The following is a 15,426-nucleotide window of genomic DNA, read 5'->3' on the forward strand; positions in this document are numbered from 1 at the left end:
AGGACTAGCCGGCGCCGGCGCAATGGCGGCGCCAGAACAGGCGGTAGCCCTCCTCGACCTTGCGCGCGTAGGTCTCGACGTTGCCCGCGGCCGAGCCTGCGACCATCGCCGGCAGCGCGGCCCGCAGCTTGGCGAGCTCCGCCGGCTGAGAGGCCCACTTCGCGGCGAGCGCAACATAGCCCTCGTCGTCCTCGGCCACGAATTCGCCGAGCCCGACCGCCGTGACGATCGCGGCGGCGGCACGCGACGCCGCGCTGCAGCCGAGCTTGGCGATGACCGGCACGCCGGCCTGCAGCGATTCCCAGGTGCTGACCCCGCCGTTCTGCGGGAACGGATCGAGCGAGATGTCGACCTCGGCAAACTGCGCGATCTGCTGCTCGCGCGTCGACCAGCCGAGGCAGACGACCCGCTCCGGCGCGACACCATGGGCGGCGAAGCGCGCCAGGAGACGATCGCGCAACAAGGGATCATCGAGCGAGCTGCTCTTGATCACGATGCGCGAGTCCGGCAGCTGTTGCATGATGCGGGTCCAGACGATCAGCGCAGCGTCGGAGATCTTGTCGAGCCGATTGAACACGCCGAAGCTGACAAAGCCGTTGTTGAGCATCGGCAGCGGTGTCGGCGCGATGTCCGGCAACGCTTCGGTGGTGATCACCGCCGGCAGGTCGTAGACCTGCTCGGCGAACAGATGACGCACGGCGTCGGGCACCGTCACCGGATCGGCCAGGAAGTAGTCGATGGTCGGCAGGCCGGTGCCAGTGCCGCTGCCCCAGGCCGTGACCTGGATAGGTGCGGGCTTGCGGGCAAACAGCGGCAGCCGGTTGCCGGCGGAGTGGCCGGAGAGATCGACCAGGATATCGACGCCATCGGCCGTGATGCGGTCGGCGAGTTCGTCGTCCGACATCTGCACGGCGTCGACCCAGAGATCGGCGCAGGCACGGAACTGCGCGGTCACACTGTCCTGCACCGGCGAGCAGGCGTAGCAGACGATCGCGAAATTCTGCGGGTCGCGATGCCTGAGTACCGGCAGAAATGTCAGCGCGGCCGAATGATTGCGGAAGTCGGACGAGACGTACCCGATCGTCAGGTGTCGTTCCGGGTCGAGATCGCGCTTGGCCGCCGGCCGGCGCGGGATGTGGGCGCCGATCCGCTGCCACCATTCGCGCCGCGCCGCCTGCTGGAGCGCGAAATCGGCCTCCGGCATGAACTCGAGCGTGAAGATCTTGGCGGTCATCGCCTCGGCGAAATCGGGCCTGATCTCGAGGGCGCGATCGAAATGTGCGACGGCCGAGGCGACCTCGCCCTGCTTGCCATAGCAGACGCCGAGCCACAGCCAGGCCTCCTCGGAGCGCGGATTCTGCTCCAGCACCTTGCGGCAGGCGTCGACGGATTGGGCGACGTCCTTGAAATGGCCGAGCTGGGCCTTGCCGAGCAACGCCATCTCCAGCATCGGATCACGCGCCAGCGCCGCCTCGTAGTCCGCCTTCGCCTGGTCGAAACGCCCGGCCATCTGATGCAGCCGGCCGCGCTGGGCGAGCACTTGCGGTGCACCGGGCTTGATGGCGAGCGCCGCATCGAAGGCCGCGAGCGCATCGGTCACGTGACGCAGATTGATGCTGGCCAGCCCCTTGCCGAACATCGCCTCCATGTGACGCGGGTTGAGCGACAACGCGCGATCGAAGCTCGCATTGGCCTCTGCATTGCGGGCGAGCGGAAGCAGCGCCATGCCGCGATTGCAATAGGCGTCGGCATAGTCGGGCTTGAGCGCGATCGCCCGGTCATGCGCGGTGATCGCCTCCTCCGGCCGGCCCAGGCGCATCAGCGTGTTGCCGAGGCCCGTGAGCGCCACGAGCAGATTCGGTTTCAGCGCGACGGCGCGCTCCTGGCATTTGCGCGCCTCCTCGAAGCGCTTGCGGTTGAACAGCGCGAGACCGAGATTGGAGAGCGCCTCGGCATGCCGCGGCTCGATCTCCACGGCCCTGGTCAGGGCCTGCTCGGCGAGATCGATCTGGCCACCGTCGAGCGCCGTCACACCGAGCAGATGCAGGGCATCGAAATGGTCCGGCAGCAACGCCAGGATCTTGCCGCAGATCGCCTGGGCCTCGGCCCGCCGACCACCGCGATAGGCGGCGACGGCCGTGGGCATCATCGCGTCGGCCTGCTTGCGGTGTTTCTTCTGCAGCCTCGCATTCTGAAACGCACGGGAACCGACATCGCTTGCCAAAGACGGCCTCCGAATAACGCGTGGATCTACATATCGGGCTTGTTCACGCGCGACCTTGCTTCAGGCCGCGACGGATGGGCCTCAGCCGCCAGTAGCGCAATAGCGGCGCCAGAACTGGCGATACCCCTCCTCGACCTTGCGCGTGTAGGTCTCGACGTTGCCGGCGGCCGAGTCGGCCACCCGCATCGGCAGCTCCGCACGGAGCTGAGCGAGTTCGGCCGGCCGCGCCGCGTATTTCAGGGCGATCGCAATGTACCCCTCGTCGTCCTCGGCCACCCAGTCGTCGAGCCCGATCGCCTTGACGATCGCGCCGCCGGCCCGCGACGCCGCGCTGTTGCCGAGCTTGGCGACGACGGGAACGCCGGCCTGCAGCGATTCCCAGGTGCTGACGCCGCCATTCTGCGGGAACGGATCGAGCGAGATGTCGATGTTGGCGAACGCCGCGATGTGCTCGTGGCGCATCGAAGCGCCGAGACAGGTGAGGCGGCTCTCGTTGACACCGTGCGCGGCGAAGCGGGCGATCAGCGTGTCGCGCAGGAATGCGTCCTCCAGCGCGCCGTTCTTGATGACGATGCGGGCGTCCGGCAACGCTTGGAGCAGCGCCGACCACACCCTCAGCACCTCGTCGGAGATCTTGTCGACGCGGTTGAAGACACCGAAGGTGACGTAGCCGTTGCGCAGCATCGGCAGCGGCGTCGGCTGCGCGTCCGGCAGCGGATCCGTGGTGATCAGCGCCGGAAGATCGTAGACCTGCTCGGCGAACAGCGGCCGCACGGCCGCCGGCACCGTCACTGGATCGGCAAAGAAGTAGTCCATCGTGGGCAATCCCGTGCCGGTCGCATTGCCCCACGCGGTGACCTGGATCGGCGCGGGCTTGCGGGCGAACACGGTGAGCCGGTTGCCGGCCGAATGACCGGAGAGGTCGACGAGAATGTCGACCTGATCGGCCTGGATGCGATCGGCCAACTCATCGTCGGAGAGCTGAGATCCGTCGACCCAGCCATCGGCCGCCGCCTTGCACTGCTCGGTGACCGAATCGACCAGCGGCGAGCACGAGTAGCAGATGACCTTGAACGCCGCGTGGTCGTGATGGCGCAGCACCGGAAGGAAGGTCAGCGCGGCCGAATGGCTGCGGAAGTCGGACGACACGTAGCCGACCGTGATGCGGCGATCCGGATCGCGGTCGATGGCGGCAAGCTGGCGCTGCGAGACATGCGCGCCGATCCGCTCCCACCATTCGCGGCGGACGGCCTGATGCACGGCCACGTCGGCACCGGGATAGAAATCGAGCGCGAAGATCTTCTTCATGATCGCATCCTCGAAATCCGGCTTGATCTCGAGGGCGCGGTCGAAGTGCTGGATGGCGCCGGCGGTATCTCCCTGCTTTGCGAGGCACGTGCCGAGCCAGATCAGCGCCACCTCCGACGCCGGATTCTGCTCCAGCACCCGCTTGCAGGCCAGCATCGCCGGAGCGATCCGCTCGGTGAGCACGCAGACATGCGCCTTGCCAAGCAGCGCCGCCTCGAGCCCGGGGTCGGTCGCCAGCGCGGCATCGAAATCGGCCTCGGCCTCGGCGAACCGTCCCATCTGCACATAGAGGCGGCCACGCTGCGCGATGACGGCCGCCGTGCCCGGCTTCATGGCAAGCGCGGCGTTGAAGGCGGCGAGCGCCTGCTCGAGGTGCCGCAGATTGACGCTGACCAACCCCTTGCCGAAGGTCGCCTGCATGTGCCGCGGCGCCAGCGCCAAGGCGCGGTCGAAGCTCTGTCTGGCCTCTTCGTTGCGCAGCAGGAGCAGTTGCGCCATGCCGCGATTGCAGTAGGCGTCGGCGAAGTCGGGCTTCAGCGCGATGGCGCGGTCATGCACCTCGATCGCCTGCGCGAACAGCTGCATGTTCATCAGGGTGTTGCCGAGGCTCGTCAGCGCCGTGGCGAAATTGGGCTTGAGCGCGACGGCGCGCTCCTGCACCGCGCGCGCCTCCTCGTAGCGCTTCATGCTGAACAGCACGAGGCCGAGATTGGCCAGGGCCTCGGCATTGCGCGGCTCCACCGCGACGGCGCGGGTCAGGGCCTGCTCGGCGAGGTCGAGCCGACCGCTGTCGAGCGCGGAGGCGCCGAGAAGGTGAAGGGCGTCGAAATGATCGGGCACGAGGGCCAGCGCCTGACCGCAGATGGCCTGGGCGTCGGCATGCCGGCCCGACCGGTAGGCCTCGACGGCCTTCGGCAGCAGGCCGTCGGCCTGCTTGCGGTTCTTCTTCTGCAGGCGCGCGTTCTGGAACGCGCGCGATCCGATCGTGCTTTGCAAGGAAGCTCTCCGGCGGACGACGTCCGGGGCTATCTAGCACGGCTCGCGTGATTCGCGGCGAGACCCCGCCCTACTCGCGGCGGTAATCGTCCTCGATGCGGATGATGTCGTCCTCGCCGAGATAGGACCCGGTCTGGACCTCGATCAGTTCCAGCAGGATCTTGCCCGGGTTCTCCAGCCGGTGCACCGCGCCCATCGGAATGTAGATCGATTCGTTCTCGTGCACGGTCTTGACCGTCTCGTTGATGGTGACCCGCGCCGCGCCGCGCACTACGATCCAGTGCTCGGAGCGGTGATAGTGCTTCTGCAGCGACAGCCGCTGGCCGGGCTTGACGATGATGCGCTTGACCTGATGACGCTCGCCATTGTCGACCGACTGATAGCTGCCCCAGGGCCGATGCACCTTGATGTGCGCCTCGGTCACTTCGGGCGCGACGGTCTTGAGCTTGGCGACCAGCCGCTTCAACCCGTTGGCATCGCGCTGGCGCGAGACCAGCACGGCATCCTGCGCCGCCACCACGACGAGATCATCGACGCCCTCGAGCGCGACCAGCGCCTTGTCGGTGACCACGTTGCAGTTGCGGGAATCCTCGAACACGGCGGTGCCGCGCGCGGCATTGCCCTGCCCGTCCTTGTCGGACAGTTCCCAGACCGCATGCCAGGAGCCGACATCAGACCAGCCGCACGACACCGCCACCACGGCGGCACGTTCGGTCTTTTCCATCACGGCATAGTCGATCGAGATCGGCTTGGCCGCCGCGAAGGCATCGGAGTCCAGGATGATGAAGCCGAGGTCGCGGCCGGCCTTGGAGACAGCGTCGATCACCGTCTGCACGCTGCCCGCATCGAACTTGCGGTATTCATCGAGCAGGACCGATGCGCGGAACATGAAGTTGCCGCTGTTCCAGAGATAGCCTTCGCGAATGTAGCGCTCGGCGGTCGGCTGATCCGGCTTCTCGACGAATTTCGCGACGGCCCGCACTTCCCCGGATACCGATGCACCCGGGCTGATATAGCCATATTCGGTGGCCGCGCGCTCCGGATTGACGCCGAAGGTGACGATGCGGCCGGCCTCGGCGGCCGCGAGCCCCTGCCGGCACGCCGCGAGAAAAGCGGGGGTGTCACGGACGACGTGATCGGCCGCGAGGGCCAGCACGACAGCGTCCTGATGGCGCGACTGGGCGAACGCCGCTCCGGCGGCGATGGCCGGGCCCGAATCGCGCCGCATCGGCTCCAGCAGGATGTCGGCCTCGATGCCGATCTCGGCCAGTTGCTCCAGCACCATGAAGCGATAGGCCAGATTGGTGATGATGATCGGCCGCTCGAAGAGATCGGCATCGGAGACGCGCAGCAGCGTGTCCTGGAACGTGGAACGGGCGCCGAACAGCGGCAGGAACTGCTTCGGCCTGACCTCGCGCGAGGCCGGCCAGAGCCGGGTCCCGGCGCCGCCGCACATGATGAGAGGAATGATGCGTCCGGTCATGAATCAACCCGTTAAATTCGGTGATAGTCGCGGTACCATTTCGCAAAACGTCCGATGCCGTCGGCGATCGACGTCGCCGGCCGGAAGCCGATGTCGCGCTCGAGGTCGCTGACATCGGCGTAGGTCGCCTCGACGTCGCCGGGCTGCATCGGCAGCATCTCCCTGATGGCCGGCCGCCCAAATTCCTTCTCCAACAACGTTATCACGTCCATCAGCTGTTCGGGATGATTGTTGCCGATATTGTAAATCCGCCATGGCGCCCGGCTGCTCGACGGATCGGGTCTGTTTCCATCCCAATCCGGGTTTCCCTGGGGCGGGCGGCCGATCAGGCGGACGATGGCCTGCACGATGTCGTCGACATAGGTAAAATCACGCCGCATCCGGCCCTGATTGAACAGCTTGACCGGCTGCCCGGCGAGGATGGCCTTCGCAAAGATGAACATCGCCATGTCGGGACGGCCCCAGGGGCCGTAGACGGTGAAGAAGCGCAGCCCGGTGGCCGGCAGGCGGTAGAGATGGCTGTAGGAATGCGCCATCAGTTCGTTGGCCTTCTTGCTCGCCGCATAGAGGCTGATCGGATGATCGACATTGTCCTTGACCGAGAACGGCAGCTTGGTGTTGGCGCCATAGACCGATGAGGACGAGGCGAACAGCAGATGCTCGCAGCCATGATGGCGGCAGCCTTCGAGGACGTTGATGAAGCCTTCGAGATTGGCGTCGACATAGGCGTGCGGATTTTCCAGCGAGTAGCGCACGCCGGCCTGAGCGGCGAGATGCACCACGACCGGAAAGCGATGCTGGGCGAACAGCGCCTTGATGCCGGCGCGGTCGACGAGATCGAGCTTATGAAAAACGAAACCCGGCTGCGCCTTCAGGATCTCGAGGCGCGCCTCCTTCAGCTTCGGATCGTAATAGGCGTTGACGTTATCGATGCCGATGACCCGGCGCCCCTCCGCAAGCAGCCGCTGCGACAGGTGGAATCCGATGAAGCCGGCGGCGCCGGTCACGAGGATGGGATGATCTGCCATGGTCGCTCCGTCAGGGTCGCCACAGTTCGATGGCGGCGGGTTTGCTCGCGCGGTCGAGCTTCATCTTCACGTCGAGCACGAGGCCGCTCTCCTCGCGCAGCAGGCCCTGCACGAGAGCCCAGCCTCCGGCGAGATACTGATCGTGCGACACGGCCAACACCACCGCGTCGGCTGGGCGCAGCGCCTCGATCGCCGTCAGGCCGATGCCATACTCCTCGTGCACCGCCGCTGCATCGGCGAGGGGATCGGCGATCTGCACCTCGACGCCGAACGACTGCAATTCGCTGATGATGTCGATCACCCGCGAATTGCGGATGTCCGGCACGTTCTCCTTGAACGTCATGCCGAGAATGGTGACGACGCCCCCCCGGCCCTTCCGCCGCAGCAATCCGCGGATGCATTCGCGCGCGATGCGCCGGCCCATCTCGTCATTGATGCGGCGGCCCGCCAGGATCACCTCGGGATGGTAGCCCGCCTTCTCGGCGCGGTAGGTGAGGTAATAGGGATCGACGCCGATGCAGTGGCCGCCGACCAGGCCGGGGGTGAACGGCAGGAAGTTCCACTTGGTCGCGGCAGCCGCGAGCACGTCGCCGGTATCGATCTCCAGTGCCTGGAAGATCAGCGACAACTCGTTCATGAAGGCGATGTTGAGATCGCGCTGGGTGTTCTCGATCACCTTGGCCGCCTCGGCGACCTTGATCGATGGCGCGCGATGGATGCCAGCGGTGACGACCGAGCCGTAGACGGCGGCGACGATCGCGAGCGTCTGCGGATTCTGTGCCGAGACCACCTTGGTGATGGTCTCGAAGCGATGCGTCTTGTCGCCGGGATTGATGCGCTCCGGCGAATAGCCGACGTTGAAATCCGTCCCCGCCTTCAGTCCCGAGCAGCTCTCCAGCAACGGGACGCAGTCTTCTTCGACGGCGCCCGGGTACACGGTCGACTCATAGACGACGATGTCGCCGCGTTTCAGAACGGCCCCCACCGTGCGCGTCGCGGCCAGCATGGCGCCGAGATCGGGCCGCCGCGCGCTATCGATCGGGGTCGGAACGGTGACGATGAAAAAATCGGCAGTCGCGATATCATCCGGCTCGCTGGTGAAGCGCAGGCTTGGCCGGCGCAGGTCGGCCGCATCGACCTCGCAGGTCCGGTCCCTTGCATCCTTCAGCTCCGCGACCCGGACCGCATCGATATCGAACCCGATCGTCGGGCAGCCTGTCCGCGCGAACGCAGCCGCGACCGGCAGGCCGACATAGCCAAGGCCTATCACCGCAATCTTCCGGCCATGAGACATAAATTGATATTCCGGTCGTTTCGGAGGCCATTGACGCCACCCCTGCGACTGTTTAGCCACCGGTGCATCAGGACCGCAAGGGGCGGCTAAGGCTCCCCCTCGACCGGGGTCCGGCCTTGCCAGGACGGGAGTTGCGCGTATCGCACTCGGCTTGGACCGTTTCAACCAAGAGCGAAGCCAGCCTGGCATGCGTGCGTTTTTGATTCTTCTCCTCCGGATCGTGGTGTCGCTGGCCCTGCTGTATCTCGCGTTGCGCGGGATCAACTTTGCGGCGATCCGCGAACGGCTCAGCCAGATCAACATCGGCTGGATCGGGCTGGCGGTAGCCATCACGCTGGTGCAGATCTTCATCGGCGCCCTGCGGTGGCGCGAGATCTCCGCGCTGTGCGGCGCGCCGCTGACGGACCTGCAGGCGTTCCGCTACAACATGATCGGCGCCTTCTTCAACCAGACCCTGCCGTCCTCGATCGGCGGCGATGCCGTGCGTCTCTGGCTGATCGGGCGCACCGGCGCCGGCTGGCGCGCGGCCAGCTACTCGATCCTGACCGACCGCGCCGTCGGCTTCATTGCGCTAGCGCTGATCATCGTCTCGAGCCTGCCGTGGAGCTATGGCATGATCGCCGACGAGCACGGGCGGCTGGCCCTGGTGCTGGTCGACGCCGCCGCGCTGGCGGCCGGCGTCGGCTTCCTCACCATCGGCCATCTGCCGGCGGCGTGGATGAAGGCGTGGTGGCCGACGCGTCACGTCTATGCCTGCTCGGTGATCGCGAACAAGGTGATCTTCGGCCGAACCACGGCTGCGAAGATCGCCGCGCTGTCACTGTCAATTCACGTGCTGGCCGTCGTCATTGCCTGGTGCGCGGTGCGCTCCATCGCGGCGCCAGCCGCATTCGAACAACTGTTCCTGCTGACCCCGCCGATCATGCTGATCACGATGCTGCCGATCTCGATCGCCGGCTGGGGCGTGCGCGAGGCGACGATGATGGTGGCTTTCGGCTATGCCGGCCTGGCGCCGGCGGACGGCACCGTGGTCTCGATCCTGTTCGGCGCGGTCTACTTCATCGTCGGCGGCATGGGCGGGCTGGTGTGGATTCTCAGCGCCGAAAAAGGCGCCGGCCGCCTCGCCGTTCCCGCGACGGTCGAAGACTGACCTGGATCATGATGCGATTCCACGGAATCGCATCATGATCTCATCTCTTTGTTTGAGCATGATCTTTTCGGAAAACCGGTTTCCACTTTTCCGGATCATGCTCTAAGCGGCGCGCGCCCATTCGTCGTGCCAGGCCTGCGCCATCAGCACGTTCCACAGCCAGTAGGAATGATTGTGGCGGCGGCTGAGATGCTCGTCGAACATGCGCGTCACCCGCACCGGATCGAACAGGCCCTGCCGCCTCAGCCGCTCCGGCGACAGCAGGTCCGAGGCCCAGGATTTCAACGGCCCACGCAGCCACGCCTCGAGCGGAATGCTGAAGCCGGTCTTCGGCCGATCGATCATCTCGGCCGGTACGTGGCGATACAGCACCTGCCGCACCAGCCATTTGCCGCGGCCGTCCCGCACCTTCATGCCGGCGGGCACCTTGGCGGAGAACTCGACGACGTCCTTGTCGAGGAACGGCACACGCGTCTCCAGCGCAACCGCCATCGCCGCGCGATCGACCTTCTGCAGAATGTCGTCGCTGAGATAGCTGAGGGAATCCGCCAGGGTCATGCGGTCGAGCGGATCGAGCCGCGCCGCGAGCTGCCGCATCTCGCTCCCCGCCCAACTCTCCTGCTCCGTGCCACCCACCACCGTCCCGGCCGGATCCTGATCGATCGAGCACAGCGCCCGGTAGAGGCCATCAAAGCCGTCGGCGGCAATGACGCGGCCGAGCTTGGCCACCTGATCGCCGGCATGCCGAACCTTCAATCGGGCCGGCAACACCGGCTGCAGCGCCCTGAGAACCGTCTCGGCCGGCTCTGGGGCGATCGCGCCGAGAACGGCGCCAATGGCACGCCGCAGCGGCATCGGCACGCGACCAAGACGCGCCTGCAGCGCGCCGCCCCAGACATGCCTGTTGTAGCCGCCGAACAGCTCGTCGCCCGCGTCACCTGACAATGCGACGGTCACATGCCGGCGCGCGAGCTGCGCGACCAGATGCGTGGGGATCTGCGAGGAGTCGGCGAACGGTTCGTCATAGATCCGCGGCAGCTTCGGCACCACGTCCATCGCGGTCCGCGCATCGACGTACAGCTCGGTATGATCCGTGCCGAGATGCTGGGCAACCCTGCGGGCGTCCTCGGCCTCGTTGTAGCCACCTTCGGCAAAGCCGATGCTGAAGGTGCGGACCGGCTGGCTCGCCCCCGCCTGCATCAAGGCCACGATGGTCGATGAATCGACGCCCCCGGACAGGAACGCGCCGAGCGGCACGTCCGACAGGCACTGCCGCTTCACGGCGACCGACAGCAACTGCTCCAGCCGATCGACGGCCTCGCGCTCGTCGGCGATGCGATCCTCCTGGGCGGCAGCGACGCGATCGCGCAGCGACCAATAGGGTTGCGGCAGTGGCCAGCCGCCGGGAGCCGCATCCGAGGCGAAGCTCACGAACGACGCCGGTGGCAGCTTGCGGATGCCGGTCCAGATCGTGGCGGGCGCAGGCACGTAGGAATAGCGCATGAACGCCGTGAGCGCCGCGCGGTCGAGCGACGGCGCCCAGGAGGGATGCGCCGCCAGCGCCTTGAGCTCGGAGCCGAACACCAGATCGGCGCCGCTCCAGCCGTAGAACAGCGGCTTTTCGCCGAAGCGGTCGCGCGCCAGGATCAACTGCCGAGTTTCGGCGTCCCAGAGCCCGAAGACGAACATGCCGATCAGGCGCTGAAGCGCCGGCTCAACGCCCCATCGGCTGATCGCGGCGAGCAGCGTTTCGGTGTCGGAATGACCGCGCCAATTCGGCGCGGCGCCGGCGGCCTCCAGTTCTGCACGGACATCGAGATGGTTGTAGATCTCGCCGTTGAAGGTGACGGTGTAGCGTCCGCAGGCACTGTGCATCGGCTGCGCCCCGGCCTCGGAGAGATCGAGGATCGCCAGACGGCGATGTCCGAAGGCAAGCCCCTTCGCAGCACTGATCCAACTGCCGGACGCATCGGGGCCGCGATGCGCCAGCGCTGCCGTCATCCGTTCGACGATCCCGGCCAGTTGGGCCTGGTCGGCTCCGCCGGGGCGAAACAGGCCGGCTATGCCGCACATGGTCCCCGCTCCGCTGCTTCGTCCCCCATCTGCATGGCTCAGTGACCCTCACCAGCGTCGTGCAGCAATTCCGTCTCATGATTGGCCAGGAAACCGAGGCTCGGACGGCTGGTGCCGTAGTAATAGGGCAGCCCCAGCGCACGCCTCCAGCGCGACAGCAGTCGTGCGCCATCGTGATCGCCTTCGAATTCAGCCAACCGACCGTCGGCGATGGCCAGGACCTCATCCGCCGTGTGGCGGATGTCGTCCGCCGAGTTGGTCTCCGGATGCGCGCCGCTCCGGCCCAGCACGGCTGCATCGAACACGCGCCAGCGCCAGGGCGACGTTGTCAGTTGGTGCTGCGTCAGCACGGTGCCGTCTGCCAGTCTGACGGGCTTGAGGGCAAAACGGACGTTGCTGTTCCACAGCTGGGCGTCGGTCGTGATCGCATTCACGATCGCACAAGGAATGCCGAAACTGACAGCGACATTCGTCAACCCGGACGTCGTCCCGATGAAGGCGTGGGCGTGGCGGATCAGGTGGATGTCCATCGGCTCCGATCTGAATTCGCTCAGCGCGTAATCGATCGTGCGAGCCATCGGCGGAAGCCTCGGCGAGTTCGGACCACCGAGCTTGATGACCCATCCGCCACGGGAGGCGATCAGACGAATGGCGTCCAAAGACGTCTCGATCGGCGCATTGCGGTGGGTCTGCCCTGTGCCCATGAACTCGAAATAATGCGCTGCGTCCCGGGTGTGCAGGCAAACATACCAGTCGTCGGGCTTCATGCCGTACCTGGAACGGAACGCATCGAAGCGAGCCGCAGCGGCGGCCGCACTCCGGTCGTAGGCATCACGCAACGGATGCCCTCTGCCCTCACGCTCCCATTGCTCGATGGCGATCGCACCCGCGTCCTGCCAGGGCACGACCCGCCCATCCGGCAGCCTGAACGCGTTGAAGTTCAACCCGCACCAGCGCTGCAAGGACAGCAGCTCCTCACCCAGTCGCTCCGATACGGTTTCGCCGATCACCACGACCTTGCCGAAACCTTCAAACAGCTTGAAGAAGACCGCGTTGGCGATGCTATCGGGACGGACGACGATCACGGCTTCGCCTGACCACCAGCCCAGCTCTCGCATCCGAAACAGAATGTCGAGCATGCCGAGATGGCCGATCTGCGTCGCCCATTCCTCAGGAACGAGCCGCAGCGTATCGAAGGTGACGCCGAGCCGGTCGAGCAGACGCTTCAACTCATCAGAAAGCGGTGGCGGCGATGCCCGCAGTTCCCGCTGCGCATCCAAGGCGCGCTCATACAACCGAATTGCAATCTCGCCGCGACCGACATGCATCACGCGCTGGCCCGTGAAGTTGCACAGGTCGAACAGCCGGCCGGGAGCGCCGCAGAGGAAATCGAGGCTGTTGGGAACATAGCGCGGTGAATTCCGAGCTGCGATGTTCTGGTGGGGACGGAAAAAATGCAGGCTGCTCCGGCCCGCCCAGAACATCGCGTCGAGCGCCGCAGCTTCATCCCCTTCGATCACGTCAACCATGGCCTTGTAGAAGGCGAGATCGACCGTCGCTTCGAGCTGTTCGGGCTTCGCTCCCGCCGCGGCATCGCGCGCTTCCGAAAACTCGCCCAGTTCGAACAAGGATCGAACCAGCGCGTATCTGGTGTCCGCATCATCGAACGCCAAGGTTTCGCGGCCGACAGTCCTGGCCGCCTCGCGATAGGCGCCGATGCTGCTCAGGGCTTGAATCGAAGCGCCGGGGAAATATCGGCTGAGAGCCGTCGAAAAACTAAACTCCGGCCGAGCTGCAAGATGCGACGTCGCATAGGGAAAATAGGCCTGAGCAAGGCGCCGCCGGAGTGGAAGTCTCGCGGCGAAAGCGATGACCAGACCAAGGAACACCGCGCGTCGCGGCAGCAGATTGAGGGTCGCTCCGACTATGACGAAGACCTGGTAGACAAACCGTCGGCGGCCGCCGCGCATCGGCCTTTGCTTTTGCAGTTTCATACGACCAAGTTCCACACAACCTTGAAATCCCGGATTCCGCGCGTTCGGATCAAGGAGGAGCCTGGACGACCGGCCATTCAAGTCGCCTGCGCGCCAAGGATCACGTCTCGGGATAAGGACAGTACGCTCGCCGGGTCCAATGGGAGAATTCCCCGTGGAGACATCGCCGCCGCAAATGCCAACCAAGGATTGAGCCGATTGGATCGCAGCTATAACAGAGGTGCCGGGAATTTTCCAAGCCGAACATGGGGATGAACGCGAGCATAACCGGATGAAATGAGAATTCAGAATCTTAAGCCCGGCGCCGATTGGTCTCGGGGAGCCCCACCTGATGCGCGAGGGCTCGGACGAAGCGTGTCGGACGACCCCGCGTGGAGCCGGCCGGCTCCTCCTTGGTTGGAATTCAGCAAAATCGGCATCATTTGCCGTCGCCAGCTCCAACGGGAAATGCCCGCTTGAAAGCCGCCGTCTTGACGATCTCGCGAGCGAGATAGCTCGTAAAGATCTGCGCCCCGTGCCTGTCCAAATGGCCGCCGCCGTCGATCGTCGTCAGGCCATCGAATGGCGGCGCGATCAGTTCGATGTTCAATTCCTTCGCCAGTTCTGCCGCCTGCTGGACGCAGGACTGGCTATGCGGGACCAATGTGAGCACGGCCTCTCCGCCCACTTCATGGAGAAATCTCTTCGCATAGTCGACAATCGCGGGGGTCGTATGGCAGTCGGGATCGCGGGCCGACAGCATCGGCTTGTTGCCCAAGGCGACATAGCCCGGATTGTCATCCAGCCCCATGTCACCATCAGCGATGTTGCGATAGAGGCCGGTGGGCGAGAAATGGCCATTCTGATACGCCGCAATCAAGTCCTCGATACGCCAGTGCAGATTGCGGCCGACCACCGTCAGGTACCCCCGTAGTCGGTTGCGCTGGACGGCGGCAATGGGCTGCTTCTGCGGACCAAGAGTGACGTTGAGGTCGTTGCTGAAGAAGTGCACGAACTGATCGTCGGCATTGATGATCCACAGACGCGGACGGATTTTCCAGCGTTGGATCACGAGCCGCGAGAACTCACCGCCGCGAATTCCCACGAAGGCCATGTTGTAGATCCCCAATCGACCGAGCACCGGCGATTGCGCGAGCGTCTGCCGGTCTACGGCATAGCTGACGAAGGACGGACCGAGAAAGACAATGTCAGCCTGCTCGGCGGCTCCGACCGATCCTCCCAGATTGCTGTAGAAGATATCCTGGTCCTGGATCTGCGGAATGCTGCGGCCTCCGAAATTACGATACCAGTTGGTGTCGCTTTGACGCGGAATCTGCAACAGCCCATCGCGCAACGTCCACGCGTCGAACGAGAAGAGCGACAAACCGAGCGAAAACGCGAACGCGGCCGCCAGGCCGACAATTCCGACTGCGATGAGATAGCGCCCGAATCCGGCCGGTTCAGCTGACTTTTCCGGTGCAGACCGGCCGACTGTCGACATGACGCAATTTCCGCTCGATAGGTTGTCTCGGTGGGTGTCGTGGCAGCTGCTTTCGGCTTCGACGACGAGAGTCTAGACACGACGTCAGCCGGTGGAACAGAGGGCTTCCCACTCCTCCCAAGTTTGCTTTGCGCGGGAGCGCAGACCTATCGGGATGTCATCTGCATGATCCATCGAGGGGTTTCTTCGCCGCTGCGGTCGTCGGCGAGAGTGATTGCGCGCCCCCCATCATGGCGGCGTTGGATTGGCGTCATTGGGTCGAATTTTGAGCTGCCATAGCAGAAGAATCATTGATCGAAAAGGGTCCGCCCTGTTCGAGAGGCCGGCCGCACGTCGCTGCCGTCAGCAGGCGGCATCCCCCGAAATTCGCAGCTGGAGCGGCGCACGCAACTTGGC

At 65.3% G+C, this 15,426-nt stretch carries 9 protein-coding genes; 1 reads left to right on the top strand and 8 read right to left on the bottom strand.

Going from position 1 to position 15,426, the window contains the following annotated elements; genetic code table 11:
- Window positions 1–4: 4 nt before the first annotated feature.
- The 5 genes from ACQR0W_RS20380 to ACQR0W_RS20400 form a co-directional block, all read right to left on the bottom strand.
- Window positions 5–2,224 (bottom strand): tetratricopeptide repeat protein, encoded by a 2,220-nt coding sequence (locus ACQR0W_RS20380; protein ID WP_315753215.1) that lies wholly within the window; start codon window positions 2,222–2,224, stop codon window positions 5–7.
- 81 nt (window positions 2,225–2,305) lie between these two features.
- Window positions 2,306–4,528 carry a tetratricopeptide repeat protein gene (locus ACQR0W_RS20385; protein WP_316169680.1) on the bottom strand — a complete coding sequence of 741 codons (2,223 nt, stop codon included), beginning with the start codon at window positions 4,526–4,528 and terminating at the stop codon, window positions 2,306–2,308.
- A 70-nt stretch (window positions 4,529–4,598) separates the two neighbouring features.
- The gene (locus ACQR0W_RS20390) at window positions 4,599–6,011 is read right to left on the bottom strand and encodes a mannose-1-phosphate guanylyltransferase/mannose-6-phosphate isomerase (protein ID WP_315712782.1); all 1,413 of its coding nucleotides are present in this window, start codon (window positions 6,009–6,011) and stop codon (window positions 4,599–4,601) included.
- A gap of 11 nt (window positions 6,012–6,022) precedes the next feature.
- Complete coding sequence (locus ACQR0W_RS20395) at window positions 6,023–7,039, bottom strand: NAD-dependent epimerase (protein ID WP_315753218.1); 1,017 nt, start codon at window positions 7,037–7,039, stop codon at window positions 6,023–6,025.
- A gap of 10 nt (window positions 7,040–7,049) precedes the next feature.
- A complete protein-coding gene (locus ACQR0W_RS20400; protein WP_434840825.1) occupies window positions 7,050–8,333 on the bottom strand; it encodes a nucleotide sugar dehydrogenase in 1,284 nt (427 codons plus the stop codon).
- Window positions 8,334–8,520: 187 nt separating this feature from the next.
- Here ACQR0W_RS20400 and ACQR0W_RS20405 point away from each other — a divergent pair, with 187 nt between their 5' ends.
- Window positions 8,521–9,483 (top strand): lysylphosphatidylglycerol synthase transmembrane domain-containing protein, encoded by a 963-nt coding sequence (locus tag ACQR0W_RS20405; RefSeq protein WP_315712786.1) that lies wholly within the window; start codon window positions 8,521–8,523, stop codon window positions 9,481–9,483.
- A gap of 102 nt (window positions 9,484–9,585) precedes the next feature.
- Here the strand turns inward: ACQR0W_RS20405 and asnB are convergent, their stop codons facing one another.
- The 3 genes from asnB to ACQR0W_RS20420 all read right to left on the bottom strand — a co-directional run bounded on the left by asnB (window position 9,586) and on the right by ACQR0W_RS20420 (window position 15,030).
- Complete coding sequence (asnB, locus tag ACQR0W_RS20410; protein ID WP_316186971.1) at window positions 9,586–11,556, bottom strand: asparagine synthase (glutamine-hydrolyzing); 1,971 nt, start codon at window positions 11,554–11,556, stop codon at window positions 9,586–9,588.
- A 38-nt stretch (window positions 11,557–11,594) separates the two neighbouring features.
- Complete coding sequence (locus tag ACQR0W_RS20415; protein ID WP_316186972.1) at window positions 11,595–13,550, bottom strand: TIGR04372 family glycosyltransferase; 1,956 nt, start codon at window positions 13,548–13,550, stop codon at window positions 11,595–11,597.
- A 418-nt stretch (window positions 13,551–13,968) separates the two neighbouring features.
- The gene (locus ACQR0W_RS20420; protein ID WP_315828203.1) at window positions 13,969–15,030 is read right to left on the bottom strand and encodes a hypothetical protein; all 1,062 of its coding nucleotides are present in this window, start codon (window positions 15,028–15,030) and stop codon (window positions 13,969–13,971) included.
- Between the last annotated feature and the right edge of the window lie 396 nt (window positions 15,031–15,426).

It is taken from the genome of Bradyrhizobium sp. HKCCYLRH1034 (assembly GCF_051168375.1).
GTDB lineage: Bacteria > Pseudomonadota > Alphaproteobacteria > Rhizobiales > Xanthobacteraceae > Bradyrhizobium.

Coding starts and splice junctions, on each gene's coding strand:
- ACQR0W_RS20405 (WP_315712786.1), top strand. CDS start 8,521: ATGCGTGCGTTTTTGATTCTTCTCCTCCGGATCGTGGTGTCGCTGGCC.
- ACQR0W_RS20420 (WP_315828203.1), bottom strand. CDS start 15,030: ATGTCGACAGTCGGCCGGTCTGCACCGGAAAAGTCAGCTGAACCGGCC.
- ACQR0W_RS20415 (WP_316186972.1), bottom strand. CDS start 13,550: ATGAAACTGCAAAAGCAAAGGCCGATGCGCGGCGGCCGCCGACGGTTT.
- ACQR0W_RS20395 (WP_315753218.1), bottom strand. CDS start 7,039: ATGGCAGATCATCCCATCCTCGTGACCGGCGCCGCCGGCTTCATCGGA.
- ACQR0W_RS20390 (WP_315712782.1), bottom strand. CDS start 6,011: ATGACCGGACGCATCATTCCTCTCATCATGTGCGGCGGCGCCGGGACC.
- asnB (WP_316186971.1), bottom strand. CDS start 11,556: ATGTGCGGCATAGCCGGCCTGTTTCGCCCCGGCGGAGCCGACCAGGCC.
- ACQR0W_RS20400 (WP_434840825.1), bottom strand. CDS start 8,333: ATGTCTCATGGCCGGAAGATTGCGGTGATAGGCCTTGGCTATGTCGGC.